Source organism: Kitasatospora sp. NPDC048715 (assembly GCF_043198905.1).
Lineage (GTDB): Bacteria > Actinomycetota > Actinomycetes > Streptomycetales > Streptomycetaceae > Kitasatospora > Kitasatospora lactacystinica.
The window spans coordinates 553,339-571,649 of record NZ_JBICVH010000002.1 but is presented as its reverse complement, the minus strand read 5'-3'; the positions used below and the strand labels follow the sequence as shown (position 1 = coordinate 571,649).

Below are 18,311 nucleotides of genomic sequence, written 5' to 3'. Positions count from 1 at the left end.
ACCACTTCCGCGACACCCCCACGCCGCACGCGACACCGCTCCTTCGCACCACCCTCCGGCGCCCGCGCCGTAGGCGACACCGAGCTTTCCCTCGCACTCCCCGGCGCCCCCGCGCCGTACGCGCCACCCGTCTCCGCTCCCCTCCCTGACCCGGGGCGGCCCACACCCGCGCCCCGGCACCGATCCGAAAGGTGCCGAACGTCATGAGCCCCACCGGTCCCGACCACGGCCGGCTGCGAACCCTGGAAGCCCGACTGCTGCTGCGCCCCGAGATCGCGGACTGCGCGCTGCTGCCCGTCGAGCACGGGAACGGCCGCCCAGGCCTGCGGGCCTACCTGGTGCCCGCCGTCGACGGCGATCCCGAGGCCCTGCGCCGCCGAGCCGCCGCGGCGCTGCTGGACGCCGACCCGAGCGCCGAGGTGCACCTCCTGGACGGCATCGTCCGCACCCCCGAGGGCGAACCCGACGCCGCCGCCCTGGCCGCGGCGCTCACCCGGGCGCCGGCCGCGCCCGGACCCGCCCTGCGCCACCTGCGTGAACTCACCGACCGCTGGCGGCCGTTCGGGGAGGCGTCGGCGACGGCCGGCACCGCCCCGACAGAGCCGGCCGCCTCGCCCGCGGGCCCCGGGACGGAGGCCGTCGGCGCCCCGCTGCCCGCACCCGCACCGGACGCGCCCCGGACGCTGCCCGAGGCACTGCTGCGCGCCGCCGAGCTGCACCCCGACCGGGGGCTGCACCTGGTCCGGGCGGGCGGCGAGGCGACCCGGCTGACCTACCGTCAACTCCTCACCCGGTCGCGCGAGATCCTCACCACCCTGGCCTCCGCCGGAGTGCGGGCCGGGGACCGGGTGATCCTCCAGGTCCCGGACCCGGAGCTCTACTTCCCCACCCTGTGGGCCTGCCTGCTGGGCGGGGTCCAGCCGGTGACGGTGGCACGCCCGCCGGACTACCACGAGCGCAACCCCGTCCTGGAGAAGCTCTGGCACGCCTGGCAGACCCTGGAGGAGCCGCCGGTGCTCGCCTGCGGGCCGGCGGTGGACGGCCTGGAGCGGCTCGGGGAGCTGTACCCGGCGCCGGGCCTGCGGGTGATCGCCGTCGACCGGCCCGCCGACCGGCCCGTCGACGGCGACCGGCCGGCGGCCGCCGAACACGCCCCCGCCCCCGGCGACGTCGCGATCCTCCAGCTGTCCTCCGGCAGCACCGGGCGGTCCAAGGCGGTGCAGATCACCCACCGCGGCATCCTGGAGTACACCGCCGGCGCCGTCGCGAACGGCTGCGATCCGGCCGACACCACGGTCAACTGGCTGCCCCTGGACCACGTCGCCGGACTGCTGATGTTCCACCTGCGCGACGTGGTGCTGGCCGCCGACCAGGTGCAGGTGCCCACCGAACTCGTCCTCGCCGACCCGCTGGTCTGGCTGGACGCGCTGGAGCGCTACCGGGGTGCGCACTCCTGGTCGCCCAACTTCGGCTACCGGCTGGTCGCCGAGGCCGTCCGGGCCGCCGGGCCCGGACGCCACTGGGACCTGTCCGCGGTCAAGTCGCTGATCAACGCCGGCGAGCAGTGCACCGAGGCGGTGCTGGACGAGTTCCTGGCCGCCACCGCCCCGTTCGGCGTCCGCCCCGAGCACCTGCTGCTGGGCTGGGGCATGGCCGAGACCTGCACGGTGATCACCTACAAGCGCTACCACGAGGACGGTTCCCGCCGGCTGGTGCGCACCGACTCGCTCAGCGGCCGGCTGGAGCCCGCCGACCCGGACTCGGCCGAGCGCGGCACCGGCTTCCTCAGCATGGGACGGCCCGCGCCCGGCACCCGGATGCGGGTCACCGACGACAACGGGCGGGCGCTGCCCGAGCACTGGGTCGGCCGGCTCCAGGTCCGCTCCGGCCGGGTGACGCCGGGGTACCTGAACAACCCGGCCGCCAACCAGGAGGCCTTCGTCGGCGACGACTGGTTCGACACCGGGGACCTCGCCTTCCTGACCGACGGCGAGGTGGTGCTCACCGGCCGTCGCAAGGAGATCATCATCGTCAACGGCGTGCACTACTTCTGCCACGAGCTGGAGGACGTGGTGGCCTCCGTGGCGGGGGTGCGCTCCGGCCACGTCGCGGCCTTCGGGGTGCCGGACGAACGCACCGGCACCGAGCAGTTGGTGATCGCCTACGTCCAGAGCGACCCGCAGGCCCCCGCGCCGCCCGTCGCCGCCGAGGTGCGGCAGCTGCTGGCGGCCCGCCGACAGCCCGCGCCCGCCCTGGTGCTCCCCGTCCCGGCGGCCGAGTTCCCCCGCACCACCAGCGGCAAGATCCAGCGCACCGCGCTGCGCCGCCGGCTGCTGGACGGCGAACTCGACGACCACGTCGTGGCGCTGGACCTGGCCGAGGCCAACTCCCGGACGCTGCCGGACTGCGTGCGGCGGCTCGGCTGGGAGCCCCGCCCGGTTCCGCAGGCCGTGGCCGCTCCGCTGGCGGACGAAACGATCCTGCTGCTCGGCCCGTCCGGCCCCGGCACCCTCACCGAGGCCCTGGCCGCCGCCCTGCCGAACGCCCTGGTGGTGGACCGGCCGCCTACCACCGACCCCGAGGACTGGCTGCGGGCCCTCGGGGACCGGACGGCCGACCGGCTGGTCTACCTCTGGAGCGCGACGGCCGACGGACCGGACCGGCCGGACGAGGCACTGCTCGCCCTGCTCCGGGCGCTCCCGGCCCGGCCGCCGCTCCGCGAACTGGTCTCCGTCAGCGCCGGGCTGCACGCCGTACTCCCCGGAGAACTCCCCGGGCCCGCGGCCGCGTTGACCGCGGCGCTGACCGCCGGGGCGCGGGCCGAACAACTGGTGCCCGCCGCCCGGCACCTCGACCTGCCGGGCGAGGCACCGGCCGCGGACCAGGCCGCCGCCCTGCTCGCCCTGCTCACCGATCCCCGGCCCGAACCCGAATCCGCCTGGCGCGCCGGCCGCCCCTGGGTCCCCCGGCTGGAGACGGCCGAGGCCGCCTCCGAGCCGTCCGGGGCAGGCTGCTCGCTGCTCACCCCCGGCGCCCGCTACCTCGTCACCGGCGGCCTCGGCGGGATCGCCGCCGAGCTGCTGCCCGGGCTGCTGCGCGAGTACGGCTCCCGACTGCTGATCGTCGGCCGCAGCGACCTGGACGCCCCGACCGCGGAGGCCGCCGAACGCCGGGCCGCACTGCGCCGACTGGCCGCCCAGGGCGGTCAGGTCGGCTACCGCCAGGCCGATGTGACGGACCGTCAGCAGTTGGCGGAGGCCGTCGCCGAGGCCGAACGGGAGTGGCAGGCGCCGCTGGACGGCGTGCTCCACCTGGCCGGCGGCTACCGGCTCGCGCTCCTCGCCGACACCGGCACCGAGGGCTGGCGGGAGGCCGTCCGGACCAAGGCCGAGGGCACCGACCACCTCATCGAGCTGGTCAAGGAGCGGCCCGGAGCACAGTTCGTCGCCTTCTCCTCGATGATCGGCCTCCAGGAGGCGGTCGGCTCCACCGGCTACGCCGCCGCCAACCGCTACCTGGAGAGCACCGTCGAGCGGCTGCGCCGCGAGAGCGGCACCCCGGCCTGGACGATCTCCTGGGGCCTGTGGCGCGGGATCGGCATGAACCGCGACACGGAGAACGAGCAGGCCGCCACCGGCCGGGGCATCGCCGTGCTGAGCGCCGCCCACGGGCGCCGACTGGCCGCCCTGCTGCTGGCCGGCGCCCCGGGCCACCGGTACGCCGGTCCGGACCCGAGCTCCCCCGCCGCCCGGCGCCGGCTGCGCGCCACCGCGCCCCGCCCGGTGACCGCGGCCGCCCCGGCGCCGTCCACCTCGGCCCCGGGCACCGCGGCAGCGTCCACCGCGGCAGCGGACGGCCGGCCCGCCGCACAGCCCGTCCCGGGCACCGGCCGGACCGCACCGTCCGGGCTGCGCCGACTCGTCCTGGACGCCTTCGAGTCCGTCCTGGACACCCCGCTGGACCCCGGTCGCCCGCTCGCCGAACTCGGCATCGGCTCCCTCCAGTTGATGCGGGTGCACGGCGCGCTCAGCGCCGTGCTGCCCACGCCCCCGGCGCCCACCGAGCTGTTCCGCCACCCCACCGTGGACGCCCTGATCGAGCACCTGGCCGCCGAACCGGCCGCACCCGCCGCTGCGCTCCGCTCCCCCGCCGCCGGCACCGACGCCGGGCCGGGCGACGACCGCCGGGTGGCGATCGTCGGCCTGGCGCTGCGCCTGCCGGGCGCCGACACCCCCGAGCAGTACTGGCGGAACATCGTCGAGGGCGTCCGCAGCACCACCCGGTTCACCGAGGAGGAGCTGGCGGCCGCCGGACTGCGCCCGGAGGAGTACCGCCACCCCGACTTCGTCCCGGTCACCGGGGCGCTCACCGACGTCGACCACTTCGACGCCGAGGCGTTCGGCATCAGCGGCACCGAGGCCGCGCTGATGGACCCGCAGCAGCGCCTGCTGCTGGAGATCTGCCGCCAGGCCCTGGAGGACGGCGGCTACGACGCGCCGGACCCGGAGCGCCGCGTCGGGGTCTTCGCCGGCACCGGGATGACCCTGTACGCGCTGCGCAACTACTACCAGCACACCCTGGCCGCCACCGCCGACCCGGCCGAACCGGTGGCCGCCCTGCAGACCGCGATCGGCAACCAGGCGGACTTCGCCGCCACCCGGGTCGCCTACCGGCTGGGCCTCACCGGTCCGGCGATCGGCGTGCAGACGGCCTGCTCCACCTCGCTGGTCGCGGTGCACCTGGCCGTGCAGTCCCTGCTCGCGGGCGACTGCGAGCTCGCCCTCGCCGGGGCCGCCGCCCTGCACATCCCGCAGGCCGCCGGCTACCGCTACGAGGAGGGGTCGATCCTCTCCCCCGACGGCGCCTGCCGGGCCTTCGACGCCGACGCGGGCGGCACGGTCGGCGGCAACGGCGTCGCCGCCGTCCTGCTCAAGCGCCTCGACCGGGCGCTCGCCGACGGCGACACCGTGCACGGGGTGATCCTCGGCTCGGCCGTCAACAACGACGGCGGACGGAAGGTCGGCTACACCGCGCCCAGCGTGGACGGGCAGGCGGCCGTGGTCGGCCGGGCCCTGGACCTCGCGGGCGTACCGGCCGAGAGCATCGGCTACATCGAGGCCCACGGCACCGGCACCCCGCTCGGCGACCCGATCGAGTTCCGGGCGCTGGCCCAGGCGTTCCGGGCCCGGACCGAGGCCGCCGGGTTCTGCTCGCTCGGCTCGGTCAAGCCCAACATCGGCCACCTGGACACCTGCGCCGGAATGGCGGGCCTGATCAAGGCGCTGCTGGTGCTGCGGCACGGCACCGTCCCGCCACTGGTGAACTTCACCAGCCCCAACCCCGCGCTGGAGCTGGCCGGCAGCCCGTTCCGGCTCGCCGCCGAGCGCCGGGACTGGCCGGACGGCCCCACCCCGCGCCGGGCCGGGGTCAGCGCCCTGGGCGTCGGCGGCACCAACGCCCACCTGGTGCTGGAGCAGGCCCCGCCCGCCGCCGCGGTGCCCGCGCCGCGGCCGGCCCCGACCGTGCTGCCGCTCTCGGCCCGCACCGCCCAGGGCCTCACCGAGCTGGCCGGACTGCTCCGCGACCGGCTGGACGCCGAACCCGCCCTGGCACCCGGCGACCTGCCGCTCACCCTCGGCGCCGGCCGGCGCGCGCTGCGCCACCGGCTGGCCGTCACCGGCCCCGACCCGGCCGCCCTGCGCAAGGGCCTGGACGCCTTCCTGGCCGGCCGGCCCACCGCCGGCGCGGCCCACCGCGAGACCGGGCGCGGCGAGGTCCGGCCGGTGCTGCTCTTCACCGGCCAGGGCTCCCAGTACCGGGGCATGGCCGCCGAACTGCACGCCGCCTTCCCGGTCTTCCGCGCCGTCCTGGAGGAGTGCGACCGGCTGCACCGCGCGGCCTGGGACGAGCCGCTGCTGCCGCTGCTGCTCGACCCCGCCGCGCAGGGCACCGAGGACACCTGGACCACCGAGGCGGCGCAGCCCGCGCTGTTCGCCCTCCAAGCGGCCTACCTGCGGCTCTGGCAGGAGCTCGGCGTGCGTCCCGCCGCGGTCGCCGGGCACAGCGCCGGGGAGTACGCGGCCTTCCACGCGGCCGGCGCGCTCGACCTGGCCGACGGGATGTTCCTGACGGCGCTGCGCGGCCGGCTGATGCACCGGCTGACCGAACCGGGCGCCATGACGGTGGTCTCGGCCGGCCCGGACCGGCTGGCCGGGCTCGGCGACTGGCTGCCCGGGGTGGACCTGGCCGTGGTCAACGGCAAGGGCCAGTGCGTGCTGGCCGGCCCGCCGCGCGAGATCGCCGCCGCCGAGGCCGTACTGGCCGCCGACGGGGTGACCACCGAACGCCTGGCCACCGACCGGGCGTTCCACTCCCGCCTGCTCGACCCGATGCTCGACCCGTTCCGCGACCAGCTGGCCCGGCTGCGCCTGCGGCCGCTGGCCGTCCCGCTGGTCAGCAACCTCGGCGGCGAGGTGCTGGCCCCCGGGACCGTCCCGACGCCCGAGTACTTCCTGCGGCAGACCCGGGAGACCGCCCGGTTCGACCAGGTGCTCGCCGCGCTGGACGGACTGGACCACGAGCTGTTCCTGGAGCTCGGCCCGCACCCGACGCTGACCGGCATGGGCCGCCGGGAGCTGCCGCACCGCCACTTCGTCGCCGGCGGCCGGCGCGGCGCCTCGCCGGAGCAGCAGTTCGACGCCGCCGCGGCCGCGCTGTGGTCGCACGGCGTCCCGCTCGACTGGGCCCGCTTCGCCGCCGCCCGGGACTGGCCGGACGGGCCTGCCCGCCGCGTCCCGCTGCCCACCACCGTCTTCCAACGCCGCCGCCACTGGTTCACCGCCCCTGCCCGGCCCACCATCGAGGACCCCGCCATGCACCAGGACCCACCCCAGCAGAGCGCGCCGGCCGCGACGCCGGCCGCCGCACCGACGCCGAGCCCCGAGAAGCTCGCCGAGCAGGCCGTCCTGCGCCAGGTCGTCGAGCAGACGGCCCGCCAGCTCGGCTACGACGAGGCCTCGGTCGGGACGGACGAGCCGTTCTTCGACCTGGGCGCCGACTCGCTCTCGATGATCAACATGATCCGCGACCTGGAGCGCGCGTTCCGGGTCCGGGTGTCGATGCGCGAACTCTTCGAGGCGGCCGACACCCCGGCCCGGCTGGCCGGGCTGATCGCCTCCCGGCTGGAGCCGGCGGTGCTGGCCACGCTGCTGCCGGCCGCCGAGCCGGAGCCCGTGGCGGAGCCCGAGCCCGCGCCCGTTCCGGCGGCCGCCACGGCTGCGGCGCCCGCTCCGGCCGCCGTTCCCGCTGCCGCTCCCGTTGCCGTCCAGGCCGCCCCGGTGGCCCAGGGCGCACCCGCCGTCCACCCGGCCCCGGCCGTCCAGGCACCGCCCGTCCAGGCCCCGGCCGCGGTGCCGGTTCCCCAGCCCGCGCCCGTCGCACCCGCCCCGCAGGCGGTGCCCACCGCGCTGCGGCCGGTGACCGACGGCACCGGCCTGATCGAGCGCCAGCTCGCGCTCCTCGGCCAGTTCTCCGACCTGATGCGCGACCAGCTCGGCCTGCTGGCCGGCGGCGCGCCCGCGCTCCCCCCGGCGCCCGTGCCCGCGGCCCTGCCCCCGGCGGCGGCCGTACCCGTCACCGCCCCGGTCCCGACGCCCGCCGTCGAGGCGCCCGCCCCCGCACCGGCCGCCCCCGTCGCAGCGTCCGCCGCGCCCGCCGCCGAGGCACCCGCCCCGCAGGTCCACGGCCCCCGGGTGACCGTCTCCCGCGAGTCCGGCATGGCCTCCGGCGGCCTGACCGACCAGCAGCGCGCCCACGTGGACGAGTTGGTCGCCCGCTTCACCGCCCGCACCACCGCCTCCAAGGCGATCACCCGCCGCCACCGCCGCACCCTGGCGGACAGCCGTGCCGTGGTCGGCTTCCGCTCCGGCACCAAGGAGATGCTCTACCCGCTCGCCGCCCGGCGGGCACAGGGCTCCCGGCTGGAGGACGTCGACGGCAACGCGTACGTCGACATCACCATGGGCTTCGGCGTCCTGCTCTTCGGCCACGACCCGGAGTTCGTCTCCGAGGCCGTCCGCGAGCACCTGTCCTCGGGCCTGCGGCTGGGCCCGCGCGGTCCGGAGACCGGCGAGGCCGCCGAGCTGCTGGCCGAGCTCACCGGCACCGAGCGGGTCGCCTTCGCCAACTCCGGCACCGAGGCGAACGCCGGGGCGATCCGGCTGGCCCGCGCGCACACCGGCCGGGACAAGATCGTCATGTTCGAGGGCTCCTACCACGGCCACTCCGACCAGACCCTGGGCCGGACACTGGGCCGCGGCGCCGACCGGGAGACCGTCCCCGTCTCCATCGGCATCCCCGGCAGCGCGGTCGCCGACCTGCTGGTGCTGCGGTACGGCGACCCGGAGAGCCTCAAGGTCATCGAGGAGCACGGCGACCGGATCGCCGCCGTCCTGGTCGAGCCGGTGCAGAGCCGCCACCCCGGCCGCCAGCCCGCCGACTTCGTCCGCTCGCTGCGCGAACTGACCACCCGGCTCGGCATCGTGCTGGTCTTCGACCAGATGCTCACCGGCTTCCGGCCCCACCTGCGCGGCGCCGAGGGCTTCTGGGGCGTCACCCCCGACATGTCCACCTACGGCAAGGTGCTGGGCGGCGGCTACCCGATCGGCGCGATCGCCGGGCGGGCCGACATCATGGACGGGATCGACGGCGGCCACTGGGACTACGGGGACGACAGCTACCCGCCCAAGGACACCACCTTCTTCGGCGGCACCTACATCCAGCACCCGCTGGCGATGACCGCCGCGGGCGCGGTGCTGCGCCACCTCAAGGCGGCCGGCCCCGGCCTCCAGGAGCGGCTGAACGCCCGCACCGACGAGCTGGCGGCCACCCTGAACGGCTTCTTCGAGGAGGAGGAGTTCCCGCTGCGCCTGGCCCACTTCGGCTCGCTCTTCCGCTTCGAGCCCCGGGCCGACATGGAACTGCTCTTCCCGCACCTGCTGACCCGCGGGGTCTACGTGTGGGAGTGGCGCAACTTCTTCCTCTCCACCGCCCACACCGACGGCGACCTGGAGTTCGTGATCGACTCGGTCCGCGAGTCGCTGCGCGACCTGCGGCGCGGCGGCTTCTTCCCGGCCTCGCCCGGCGTCCGCCTGCCGGCCCCCCGGCCGGCCGCCGAACTCGCCGTCCCCGCCGAGACCGTGCGCGGCCAGGCGGAGCCGATCCCGTACCGGCCGGTCAGCGACCCGCAGCGGCCGGTGGACTTCAGCCTCTACTTCTTCGGCGACTACCCCCTGGACTCCCCGGAGGACGAGAAGTACCGCATCGTCCTGGAGAGCGCCCGCTTCGCCGACCGGCACGACTTCCACTCGGTCTGGCTGCCGGAGCGCCACTTCCACTCCTTCGGCGGCATCTTCCCCAACCCCTCGGTGCTGGCCGCCGCCCTCGCCCGGGAGACCAGCCGGATCCGGCTGAACGCGGGCTGCGCCGTGCTGCCGCTGCACCACCCGGTGCGGGTGGCCGAGGAGTGGTCGGTGGTCGACAACCTGTCCGGCGGCCGGGTCGGCCTGGGCTGCGCCAGCGGCTGGCACCCCAACGACTTCCTGTTCTTCCCCGAGAACTACGGCAGCCACAAGGAGCTGATGCACCGGCAGATCGACACCGTCCGGGCGCTGTGGCGCGGCGAGCCGTACCAGGGCCGCAACGGCAACGGCGAGCCGATCGAAGTGACCCTGCACCCGCGCCCGCTGCAGGACCTGCCGCCCATGTTCACCGCGATCGTCGGCAACCCGGACAGCTTCCGCGAGGCCGCCCGGCACGACCTCGGCGTCATCACCAACCTGATGACCCAGGACATCTCCCAGCTGGCCGAGAACATCGAGGTCTACCGGCGCACCCGGGCCGAGCACGGGCTCGACCCGGAGGCCGGCCGGGTGGTCGTGCTGGTCCACACCTACCTGGGCACCGACCTGGCCACCGCCCGCGAGCAGGCCTACCGGCCGTTCTGCAACTACCTGCGCTCCTCGCTCTCGCTGTTCGGGCAGATGGCCAACAGCCTGGGCCTGACCCTGGACTACGAGAGCGCCCGCGATGACGACCTGGAGTTCGTGCTGGAGCGAGCGTACGAGCGCTACTGCGCCTCCCGCGCGCTGATCGGCACCCCGGAGAGCGTCCAGGGGGTGCTGTCCGAGCTGCGGGCGGCCGGCGCCGACGAGATCGCCGCCTTCGTGGACTTCGGGCTCTCCCCCGACCTGGTGGCGGCCGGCCTGCCCCAGCTCGACGTCCTGCGCCGGGACACCCTGCGCGGCGCGCCGCTGTCCTACGCCCAGCAGCGGATGTGGTTCCTGCACCGGATGCTGCCCGACGGCGGGCAGTACAACGAGGTCAAGGCGATCGCCCTGGACGGCCCGCTCGACCCGCAGGCCCTGGACACCGCGCTGCGCCGACTGGTCGAACGCCACGTCGCGCTGCGCACCGTCTTCCGGGAGCAGGACGGCGAACCGTTCCAGCAGGTGCTGGCGCCGCCCGCCGGCCCGGTGCTGCAGCGGCTCACGGCCGACGGCGGCAGCCCGGACCCGGTGGCCGACCTGGTCGCCGCCGAGGGCGCCCACCGCTTCGACCTCGCCGAGGGCCCGCTGTTCCGGGCCCTGCTGCTGGAGCAGGACGCCGACCGGCACGTCCTGGTCCTCTCGATGCACCACATCGTGATCGACACCCTGTCCACCGTGGTGATCACCCGCGAGCTGGGCGAGCTCTACCTGGCCGCCCGGGAGGACCGGGCCGCCCGGCTCCCGGTGCTCACCACCGGCCCGGCCACCGAGGCCGTCCGCGAGCGGGCCCGGGTGGCCGCCGGCGAGTACGAGGAGAGCCTCGCCCACTGGCGCAAGGTGTTCGGCGGCGGTGACCTGCCGGTGCTGTCCCTGCCCACCGACCGGCCGCGCCCGGCGGTGCCGGACGGCCGCGGCCGCTCCTTCGTCCACCACCTGCCCGCCGAACTCGCCGACGACTTGCGGGAGTTGGCCCGGTCCAAGCGCTCCACCCTGTTCATGGTGCTGCTGACCGGCTTCGCCGGCGTCCTGCAGCGGTACGCCGGCCAGGACGAGATCGTGCTGGGCACCCCGGTGGCCAACCGGGCCGACGGCACCGAGGACCTGGTCGGGTTCTTCGTCAACACCCTGGCGCTGCGCCTGGACCTCGCCGGCGAGCCGGCCTTCGCCGAGGCGCTCGGCCGGGTCCGCTCCACCGCGCTCGACGCCTACGAGCACCAGCAGCTGCCCTTCGAGGTGCTGGTGCAGGAGCTGAACCCGCAGCGCGACACCAGCCGCAACCCGCTGTTCCAGGTCATGGTCGAGTTCGAGAACCACATGGTCTTCGAACTGGACCTGCCCGGAGTGACGGCCCGTCCGCTGGACCACGTCGCGGACCGCGCCGCCTTCGACCTGACGCTCTTCCTGACCAGCCTGCCCGACGGCATCCGCTGCCACGTCGAGTACGCCGAGACCCTCTTCGACCGGGCCACCGTCGACCGGCTGCTCGGCGCCTTCGAGCGGCTGCTCACCGCCGCGGTCGCCGACCCGGAGCGCCCCCTCGTCGAACTCACCGCCGTGTCCGCCACCGAGGCCGACACCGCCCTGGAGTGCGGCCCCCCGGCCGTCCGGGAACCCGAACACCCGCTGGCCACCATCGCCGCGACCGCGGCCGGACGGCCCGAGCAGACCGCGGTGGTCGCCGCCGACGGCACCGGGACGGACTACCGGACGCTGCTGGCCCGGGCGGACGACCTGGCCGGCCGGCTGCTGGCGGCCGGCGTCCGCGAGGGCAGCCGGGTGGGCGTCCTGCTGCCCCGCTCGGTCGACCTGGTGGCCGCTCTGCTGGCCATCCTGCGCCTCGGCGCCGTCCACGTACCCGTCGACGTGCTGCAGGGCCCCGAGCGCTGCCGGCTGATCGTCGAGGACAGCGCGCCGGTCGTCCTGCTCACCACCACGGACGACGCCCCGGCGGAACTCGGCCTGACCGTCCCGACGGTGCTCACCGCCACCGCCCCGGCCGACGCCGCCGCCGAACTGCCCCCGCTGCCCGCCCCCTCGGCGCAGGCCCCCGCGTACCTGCTCTACACCTCCGGCTCCACCGGCCGCCCCAAGGGCGTGCTGATGCACTCCCTCGCCCTGGCCCACTTCGTGGCCTGGAACGTCGCCGACCACCCCGCGGCCCGTACCCTCCAGTACGCCTCCTGCGGCTTCGACGTCAGCGTCCAGGAGATCCTCACCACGCTGGCCGGCGGCGGCACCCTGCTGCTGATCGAGGAGGAGACCCGCTACGACGTGACGGCGCTGGCCGCCGTGGTCCGCTCCACCCGGGCCGAGCGGCTCCACCTGCCGTACACGCCGCTGGCCGCCCTGGCCGACGCGCTCGGCGAGGAGCCCGTGCCGCACCTGCGGGAGCTGATCTCGGGCGGCGAGCAGGTGCTGGTCACCCCCGGGCTGCGGGCCTTCCTCGGCCGCAACCCCGGCTGCCGGCTGATCAACCACTACGGCCCGACCGAGACCCACGCACTGACGGCCGGCGAGATCGACCCGGACGGCCCGGAGTACGCGCCGATCGGCCGCCCGACCCCGGGCAGCCGGATCGTGCTGCGCGACCCCGCCGGACGCCGGGTGCCGGCCGGAGCGGTCGGCGAGATCCACGCCCTCGGCATCCAGGTCGGCATCGGCTACATCGGCCGCGACGAGGAGAGCGCCGCCGTCTTCACCGACACCCCCGACGGCCCGAGCTACCGCACCGGCGACCTCGGCCGCTGGCGCCCGGACGGCCGGCTGGAGTACCTCGGCCGGGCCGACCGCCAGGTCAAGGTGCGCGGCTACCGGGTCGAGCCGGGCGAGATCGAGACCGTGCTGCGCGGCGTTCCCGGCGTGCACGCCGCCGCCGTGACGGCGCGCCGCACCGCGGCGGGCACCGTGCTCGCCGGGTACGTCGGATGCTCGGCCGCCGACCTGCCCCGGGTCGCCGACCGGCTGGCCGACCTGCTGCCCGACTACATGGTGCCCGGACTCTGGGCCACCGTCGACGCCCTGCCGTTCAACGCCCACGGCAAGCTCGACACCGCCGCCCTGCCGGAGCCGCGCCCGCTCGGCGCGGACGAGCCCCAGGCCGCGCCGGCCACCGAGCTGGAGCGGACCGTGCAACGGCTCTGGGAGGAGGAGCTCGGCCGCCCCGTCGGGGTGGAGACCTCCTTCTTCGACCTGGGCGGGCACTCGCTGGCCGCCACCCGGCTGCTGAACCGGGTCCGCGAGGAGACCGGGCTGCGGATCGGCGTGCTGGACTTCTTCCGCCGCCCGACCGTCCGCGCGATGGCCGCCCACGAGCCGGCCGCCGAGCAGCACCCGGCCCCGGCCTTCGAGGAGGGGACCCTGTGAGCACGGCGGAGGACGTTCGAGGAGAGGACGCGGCGAGCACGGCGGAGGACGGCTGGGCGCGGCTGCTGCGCCTGCTCGACGAACGCGAGATCGTGCTGCGCACCACCGGCGAGCGGCTCGGCTACCTGGCCCCCGCCGGAGCGATGGACGAGGAGGTCACCGGCCTCGTCCGGGCCCACCGCGACCGGCTGCTGACCATCCTGACCGGCGCCGGGAAGGCGCTGTCCGCCGCGCCGGCCGGGGTGACCCAGTGGCGGCTGCACAAGGCCCACGGCGACGCGGCCGACCCCGCGGTGTGGAACATCCTCCAGCGGATCACCCTGCGCGGCCCGCTGGAGCCCGGGCGGCTGGCCGCCGCACTGACGGCGGTCACCGAGCGGCACGAGAGCCTGCGGACCCGGTTCGTGGACACCGAGCTCGGCGGGCTCCAGCAGGTGCTGCCGAACACCCCGCTGGACGTCCCGGTCGAGGACCTGCGCGGGCTCGCCCCCGCCGAACGGGACGCGGCCCTCGCCGCGGCCCTGGAGGCCGAGGTCGGCCGCCCGTTCGACCTCACGGCGCCCCCGCTGCTGCGCGCCCGACTGCTGCGCCCGGCGGCGCAGGAGTGGGTGCTGCTGCTGACCATCCACCACATCGCGCTCGACGGCTGGTCGCTGGCCACCGTGCTGGCCGACCTGAGTGCGCTCTACCGCACGGGCGGGCCGCTGCCGGGAGAGGCCGGCCGGATGACCGACCACGCCTGCTGGGAGCGGACGGTCGTCAACCGGGCGTCCATGGCGGCGGCCGCCGACCACTGGGCCAAGACCCTCGGCGGCGCCTCGCTCTCGGTGGACGTGCCCACCGACCGGCCCCGTCCCGAACGGCGCTCCGGGCACGGTGAGACGGCCGAGTTCCGGATCCCGGCGGCGGTGGCCGAGGAGATCGGGCGCTACGCAGCCGCGCGCTCCACCACCGCCTCGGCCGTCGTGGTCGCCGCGTTCGCCCGACTGCTCGGCTCGCTCAGCGGCTCGCCGGAGGTGCTGATCCTGCTCTCCAACGCCAACCGCCGGCGGCCGGTCGACGAGCAGGTGGTCGGCCTGCTCACCAGCAGCATGCCGATCCTGGTGCCGACCCGGGGCGAGAGCGGCTTCGCGGGCCTGGTGGACCGCGCCGCCGAGGCGATCGCCTCCGCCCTCGACCACTCCCTGATGCCGTTCGGCCTGCTGGTCGAACCGCTGCGGGAGCGCGGCGTCCCCATGCCCGTCGGGTACCCGCAGATCGTGCTCGCCGTCCAGAGCACCCCGCCCATCACCCTCGACCTCCCCGGCCTGACCGTCGAGATCGAGGACATCCCCGGCCACTCCGCCCGCGCCGACTGCGCGTTCTCGCTCACCCCGGACGCCGACGGCTACCTGGGGCAGGTCGAGTACGACGCCGACCTGTTCGACCCGGGCACCGTCCGGGGCTGGCTGGACGCCCTGGTCGCGGACCTGGCCCGGCAGTTGGAGGTCCCGCTCGCGTGACACCCGGTGGGCCCCGGTGGACGGTACGCCGTCCACCGGGGCCCACCCGTCCGGGACTCCCGGGAACCCGGTGGCGGATCAACCGCCGTCCGGGGCGCCGGTGAACCGGAGGACGCCGTCCTCGATCGGGTCGGAGAGCAGGACCTTCCTGTCGTGCCGGTAGTCCATGACCATCCGCCACGGGAAGTCCCGTCCCTGGCGCGGCATCGCGTCCTTCGCGCGCCGGATGTAGCCCGACGAGAGCTCGTCGACGACACCGTCCCCGGTCGCGTTGGCCGCACGGTCGACGGGCCCTTCTTCCCCGCGTGGTCGAAATCCTGGGGCCAGCGCTGCGGGTGGATCCGCACGCCCTCGAACCGCCCGACGCCGGGGAACTCGGGCAGGTGGCCCCGGTCGTATTCGTAGTAACCGGTGCAGGTGACGAGGAACGAGCAGGTCCAGGTCTGCCGTTCGCCGGTCGCCTCGTGCAGCGCGGTCATGGCTCCACTGTCGCCCACCGCGCGGGCGCGGGTACCGTCTTTCCCCGGCAGTGTCCGTTCAACGGCCTGTCAGGGAGCCGTTTCCGCTGCTGCCGAGTTCTCGGCGGCCACGCTCGCCCGCCACTCGTCGAGCAGCTGAAAGAACGCCTCCAGCGGCGGAACCGCACCAGCGTTCCGCTCGATGAACTGGTACCAGCTGAGGCTCATCGGCCAACCGCGCGTCCAGCACAGCCATTGCTGGAACGGGCCGACCGGATCGAAATCGAACCGCTCGTCGACCCCGTGAATCCGCAGGGCAAGGCTGTACCCCGAGAAAATCAGGCCCAAGTCGTCCAGCGAGCCGTTGCGCACGAACATGCCGGGCCGCTGCCGCACCTGTTCAAGGACGTCATAGATGTCCCGCCACTCATCGAACGGCTTCGGCTTCGGTCGGTCTCCAAGATCAGCTGACACCCGCCCACTCTACGCCGACGGGCCCGGACGAGCGACAACTTGCCATACCGGACAGGGAGATCACCTGTCCGCCCACAGGTCGTCGGCGCGCCGGCGCGGGCCGGGCGACAGCTCCGGGGCCGCCGCGGGCCCGGTCAGCCCCGGAAGACCTGCCACGCCGTCGACGAGGCGTCCTCACGCGTCGCCCAGTGATTCAGCGGCAGCGCCGGCAGGCCGGCCATCGAGGGGTCGCTCTCCAGCAGGTGCGCGGCATGGACCAGCCTGGGGCCGCCCTTCCACCAGCGCGGCTCGGTCGCCGAGAACGCCTGCCAGTCACCGTCCTCGTCGAGGTGGACACTCACGACGGGCTGCCCGCGACGCACGCGCTTCGACACGAACATCGGCTCGTCCGGGCTGAGGGTGTACACCGGACCGCAGTCCTCGTGCGACTCGACGGTCACGACGTCCTCCTTGGCTGATCGGACCCCCATCACAGCACAGGTCCGCCCGCCCGCCTCGGTCGGGGGCGAGCTCCGCCGAGCGCAGCCTCCTGGCCCCACCAGGTGACATCCGGTTCGACGGCCCGACTTGAGCGACGGGGTCGAGCCGCCCTGGACGTAAGCCGTAGGGTTGCCGTGTGACGGATGAGCTGTTGTTCGATACGGCGCAGGCCGGCGGAGGCGGCGGGACGGGCTGCCCGCGGTGCGAGGAGACGACAGAGCTGACCGTGTTCCGCGAGCGGTATCGGCCCGTGCTCCGGGGCCGGGGTGTCGTGCGGTTCCTGGCGGCGGTGGTGCTCCTCGTCCTGGCCGCGAAACCGCTGCTCAGTGGGGACGCTGCGGGCGTGGTGCTGCTCGCCCTCGGCGTGCTGTCCGCCGTGTCGTGTGCGCGGGCCGTGGCACGGGCCCGCTCCGGTGGGCCGGTCGATGTCGTGTACTGCCACCATTGCACCGCCCGGTCCACGAGGATGCCGTGATGGGCGAGGCGAACACGTGACGAGGCCACAGGCGTCGGCCGACTCGCTGGCTCCGGGGACCTGAGGCGACGGGCGCGGAGGACCGCGATCGGCACAAGGAGCTTCCGCTGCACGGGAAGTCGGACCGGCCGACTTCCCGTGCAGCGGGTGGGCTCCGTGGGCCACGCCGCCGTCAGGAGCGCCGGCGACCGTTCCGGCGGGCGAGACGGAACACGGCGGCACCGACGCCCACGCAGAGCAGGGCACTCATCAGGAGGGCCGGTGTGCTGCTCCCGGTCTCGGGAAGCTGGCCCCCACCGTGGCCGGGCACCGGACCGGGCGAGTGGTGGTGGCTCGGGCCCCCCGTGGGCGACGGGCCGCCGGACGCCGTGTGGCTCGGGCCGGTGGTCGGGGACTGCGAGTGGGTGGGAGAAACCGTCGGGGACGGCGAGTGGGTGGGAGAGGAGGTCGCGGTGGAGGACGGGGACGGGGACGGCGAGGGGGTGGCGCAGGCGACCTCCTCGATCACGACCTGCCCGTTGCCGCTGCGCGCTCCGGTGGTGAAGGTCGCGGAGGCCGGACCGAGGCTGGAGCCGCCGCCTCCCCCGCCGCCGTCGAGCGTGCCCTCCGTGGAGGAGCCGCCCGCGCCGCCCCCGTGGGCCCCGCCGCCGCCTCCGCCGCCGGTCCCCATGTGGGGGTCGCCGACGTTGATGGCCGCGTCGCCGCCCTTGGTGCCGGTGGCGCTGCCGCCCGCGAAGCCGTCGCGGTCGGACTCGGTGGTGGCGGTTCCGCCCGCGCCACCCGCTCCCCCGCTGCCGCCGGACTTGCCGCCCTTGCCCGCCGCGCTCTGCCCGGTGTCGGCCCCGTCGGTTCCGGCCTGCCCGCCGTCGCCGCCGCGCGCGGTTCCGTCGTTGGTGAAACTGCCGGCGCCTCCGCCGCCGCCACCCGCGATGATCAGCGCGCTGCCACCCGTCGTCACGGTGGTGGCGCCTCCGCCGCCGGCACCGATGGCGCCGTTGCCGGGCCGGTGCTCGGCGTTGTAGGAGCCGCCCTGGCCGCCACCGCCGTACCCGCCGTAGGCCGTGCTGCCGGGGACGGAGAGGTCGCCTCCGCTGCCCGCCTGCCCCACGTCGACGGTCAGCACCTGACCGCTCGTGACCTGGACCGTGGCTCGGACCTGACCGCCCTTCCCGCCGGGCGACCCGTAGACGGCGTCCCCTCCCGCACCGCCGGAGGCCCGCACCACCAGCTCGCAGATCCCGTCGGGGACCGCGTACTGCTCGGGCGCGCCCTTGAAGTCGAATGTGTGGATTCCGGGGGCCGCCGACGCCTGTTGCGGGGCGCAGACGAGAAGGGCCGCCAAGGCGGCCGAGGCGGCGATTCCACCGGCTCCGTAGTGGATGTTTCTCATGCGAACCTTGTAATCGAGCCGCGTTCCCCCGAGGGGTCAACACACGGTGCCGTCCGGGTGAACCGTGCGGGGAGCGGGCACGCCACCGTCGAGCGACGAGCATCAACCAACCCCGGGAGCACG

The 18,311-nt window shown here is 75.6% G+C and carries 7 protein-coding genes; 3 read left to right on the top strand and 4 right to left on the bottom strand.

What is annotated here, in order from left to right:
- Window positions 1–203: 203 nt before the first annotated feature.
- On the top strand, window positions 204–13,409 hold the full coding sequence (locus ACGFSC_RS06195; protein WP_359898404.1) for a non-ribosomal peptide synthetase/type I polyketide synthase: 13,206 nt from the start codon (window positions 204–206) through the stop codon (window positions 13,407–13,409).
- On the top strand, window positions 13,406–14,911 hold the full coding sequence (locus ACGFSC_RS06190) for a condensation domain-containing protein (protein WP_359898403.1): 1,506 nt from the start codon (window positions 13,406–13,408) through the stop codon (window positions 14,909–14,911). Before ACGFSC_RS06195 ends, ACGFSC_RS06190 begins: the two co-directional genes overlap by 4 nt.
- Window positions 14,912–14,989: 78 nt before the next feature.
- Here ACGFSC_RS06190 and ACGFSC_RS06185 read toward each other — a convergent pair whose 3' ends face one another.
- From ACGFSC_RS06185 to ACGFSC_RS06175, 3 genes are all read right to left on the bottom strand, one after another.
- Window positions 14,990–15,118 carry a hypothetical protein gene (locus ACGFSC_RS06185; protein WP_359898402.1) on the bottom strand — a complete coding sequence of 43 codons (129 nt, stop codon included), beginning with the start codon at window positions 15,116–15,118 and terminating at the stop codon, window positions 14,990–14,992.
- Window positions 15,119–15,459: 341 nt separating this feature from the next.
- Entirely contained in the window at window positions 15,460–15,843 is a 384-nt protein-coding gene (locus tag ACGFSC_RS06180; RefSeq protein ID WP_359898401.1) for a hypothetical protein, read from the bottom strand.
- A 134-nt stretch (window positions 15,844–15,977) separates the two neighbouring features.
- Window positions 15,978–16,283 (bottom strand): hypothetical protein, encoded by a 306-nt coding sequence (locus ACGFSC_RS06175; RefSeq protein WP_359898400.1) that lies wholly within the window; start codon window positions 16,281–16,283, stop codon window positions 15,978–15,980.
- Window positions 16,284–16,459: 176 nt separating this feature from the next.
- On the opposite strand from ACGFSC_RS06175, the gene ACGFSC_RS06170 reads away from it, so the two are divergent.
- Window positions 16,460–16,798, top strand: coding sequence for a hypothetical protein (locus ACGFSC_RS06170; protein ID WP_359898399.1), 339 nt, complete (start codon window positions 16,460–16,462; stop codon window positions 16,796–16,798).
- A 172-nt stretch (window positions 16,799–16,970) separates the two neighbouring features.
- Here ACGFSC_RS06170 and ACGFSC_RS06165 read toward each other — a convergent pair whose 3' ends face one another.
- Entirely contained in the window at window positions 16,971–18,188 is a 1,218-nt protein-coding gene (locus ACGFSC_RS06165; RefSeq protein WP_359898398.1) for a hypothetical protein, read from the bottom strand.
- Window positions 18,189–18,311: the final 123 nt, after the last annotated feature.

Coding starts and splice junctions, on each gene's coding strand:
- ACGFSC_RS06195 (WP_359898404.1), top strand. CDS start 204: ATGAGCCCCACCGGTCCCGACCACGGCCGGCTGCGAACCCTGGAAGCC.
- ACGFSC_RS06185 (WP_359898402.1), bottom strand. CDS start 15,118: ATGCCGCGCCAGGGACGGGACTTCCCGTGGCGGATGGTCATGGACTAC.
- ACGFSC_RS06165 (WP_359898398.1), bottom strand. CDS start 18,188: ATGAGAAACATCCACTACGGAGCCGGTGGAATCGCCGCCTCGGCCGCC.